This window comes from Paraclostridium benzoelyticum, assembly GCF_001006285.1.
GTDB lineage: Bacteria > Bacillota > Clostridia > Peptostreptococcales > Peptostreptococcaceae > Paraclostridium > Paraclostridium benzoelyticum.
Genome location: NZ_LBBT01000001.1, coordinates 1 through 2,795, shown reverse-complemented (window position 1 = coordinate 2,795; position 2,795 = coordinate 1). Strand labels below are relative to the sequence as shown.

Below are 2,795 nucleotides of genomic sequence, written 5' to 3'. Positions count from 1 at the left end.
ATTCCTATAACTAATTTTTTCTTATTCATAAAACCATCTCCCTAATTAAAATACGTAAAAACAATCTATACTTTCCTTAATTTATAGATTTATTTATAATTATATTTTATATAATATACCAATAATTGGAAAAATGATAGTATTTTTTCTAACTTTATCTTAATTTGCTAACTTATTAAATTTCATATTAAGTATATGGTTTTTGTAATTATAGACAAAAATAAAAAGCTAGTCATATTGACTAGCTTCTACATTTTAATTTACATTGACTACAATCTCCGACACATTTATCAATATCTTTTATACAGTCATAAAAAGCTTCTTTACTACTGTTTTTAACTTTTATAACAGGTATTTTTTTTCTTTTAGCATCTCTTATTGCAAGTTCTGCCATACTGTGAGATATTGTTGACATTAATAAAACTATAGCATCTGGATTCCCAATTCTTTTTTTAAGACCAGATGGCATTTTTGTATATATTTTCGTATTATAACCTTTTTCACGTAAAAGACTTTTATAATCTTTCTCCATACATTCATGTCCACCTAAAACTAGAACACTCATAAGTTCACCTTCTTCCTTTATTGAATAACAGCTTTTAGCTTAGATTTTACATCTACTTCTTTATTTAAATTTATTTTTTGTAGTTTTTTAAATATAATCATTCCTACTGCAAATATAATTATAGTTCCTATAATTAATGCCATTATATTTTCAATAACAAATCCTGTAGTGATTAATGTACCTATTTGATATACATAAAATGCTCCTACCCATGCAATAAAGAATTGATATAAAAATGATACTAAAGTCATCTTAGTTCCATACTCTTTTTGCATAGTTGCAAGTGCTGCTATACAAGGAGTGTAAAGTGCACTAAATACTAAAAATCCATATGCAGTTACAGTTGTAAACATTGTAGGAAGAACCGTATTTAAATCTCCATATAAAATTTCCATTGTAGCAACGACTATTTCTTTAGCTGAAAGTCCAGTTAATATAGAAACTCCTGCTCTCCAATCTCCAAACCCAAGCGGTGCAAATATAGGCGATACCAATCCTCCAAGAGTTGCTAGAAAACTTTCATTTATTTCAGATGTAAATCCACTAAAATTAAATGATGATAATACCCATATAACAATAGACATTGCAAACATTATAGTACACACTCTTACTAAAAATCCTTTTGATTTATTCCAAGTATTTTTAAATAATTGGCTAACTGTAGGCATAGAATACTTCGGAAGTTCTATTATAAATGGTGAAGTTGAGTATGAGTTTTGACTTCTAGTTATAAATAAGGCTACAAAGATAGCTACTATTATTCCTATTAAATATAGAGAAGTTGTAACCAAAGCTGCATTTTCCGGGAAAAATATTGAAACAAACATTGCATATATAGGCAACTTAGCTCCGCAAGTCATTAATGGAGCTATAAGAGCAGTTATTTTTCTATCTTGTTCATTATCTAATGTTCTCGTTGCCATTATAGCTGGTGAAGAACATCCAAGTCCCATAACCATAGGAATAAAAGTTTTTCCTGATAGTCCAACTTTTGCCATAACTTTATCCATTAAAAATGCGATTCTTGACATATATCCACTATCTTCAAGTAGTGTTATACCTAAAAATAGTACAAATATTAATGGGAAAAATGGTAATGCTCCACCAAGACCTCCTATAATTCCATCTACTATTAAAGAGTAAAACCATGGACTTGAGTTTCCCATAATTTCACTTACAGGACCTTGTATGTACGTTTCTATTGCTCCTGCTGAAAATTCTTGTAGTGGCCCTCCTACCCAATCAAAAGTAAATTTAAATAAGGTATATAATAGTCCTATAAATATTGGATATGCTAGTATAGGATTTAAAACTATGTCATCAATTTTATCACTTAAATTTTTCTTATTGTCATTTTCACTTCTTGTACATTTACTTAACGATTTTTCTAATTCTTTATAAGTTTTATATTCTTCATGTGGATATTCTTTGTATATAACTAATGATTTAGAACTATCTAAAATGGCTTTTTCAAGAATATCAGCATTAACTTTTTTCTTTGCTATCATAGGAACTATCTTTACCCCAAGTTCTTTTTCAAGCTTTTCATAATTAATTTTTATGCCTTTTGAATTTGCCATATCTATCATATTTAAAATTATTACCATAGGCTTATTATATTTCATAAGCTGAGTTGTTAGGTATAAATTTCTTGATAAATTAGCTGCATCAACTACGTTTACTATTACATCAACATCTTCTTCATCTAAATATTTTTTAGATATTTTTTCTTCATTAGAAAAAGTATCCATAGCATAGATTCCTGGTAAATCTACAATATTTATATTTTTTCCAAAATGTCCTTCTCTTTTTTCGATTGTAACTCCAGGCCAATTGCCAACTTTTTGGCTAAGGCCAGTTATTGAATTAAATACAGTTGTCTTACCCACATTAGGATTACCAACCAATGCTACATTAATCATAATTAAATCCCCCTGTAATGCTATTTTATTTTTATATATTCAGCTTCTTTTTTTCTTAAAGCTATATCAAATCCTCTAAAATTCACTATAATTGGATCTCCTAATGGAGCTATTTTTTTCACAGTAATTTTTGTACCTTCTATACATCCTAAAGCTAATAGTCTTCTAGTGAAATCATTTTCACCAAATATATAATCGACTATCCCGCTACTTCCTATTGAAAGTTTATTTACACTCACGAAATCATCCCCTTTTTAATATTTTTTTTCATATATTTTTATATTTCAATTGAAAATAATTATCATATA

At 27.9% G+C, this 2,795-nt stretch carries 3 protein-coding genes; all 3 read right to left on the bottom strand.

All coding sequences use genetic code 11. The annotated features are described in order from the left end of the window. Positions 1 to 241: 241 nt before the first annotated feature. From VN21_RS00015 to VN21_RS00005, 3 genes are read right to left on the bottom strand one after another with little or no spacing between them, the layout of a single operon-like run. Complete coding sequence (locus VN21_RS00015) at positions 242 to 565, bottom strand: DUF2325 domain-containing protein (protein ID WP_046821461.1); 324 nt, start codon at positions 563 to 565, stop codon at positions 242 to 244. A gap of 17 nt (positions 566 to 582) precedes the next feature. Further along, entirely contained in the window at positions 583 to 2,487 is a 1,905-nt protein-coding gene (feoB, locus tag VN21_RS00010; RefSeq protein ID WP_046821460.1) for a ferrous iron transport protein B, read from the bottom strand. 20 nt (positions 2,488 to 2,507) lie between these two features. Further along, positions 2,508 to 2,726 carry a FeoA family protein gene (locus VN21_RS00005; RefSeq protein WP_046821459.1) on the bottom strand — a complete coding sequence of 73 codons (219 nt, stop codon included), beginning with the start codon at positions 2,724 to 2,726 and terminating at the stop codon, positions 2,508 to 2,510. Between the last annotated feature and the right edge of the window lie 69 nt (positions 2,727 to 2,795).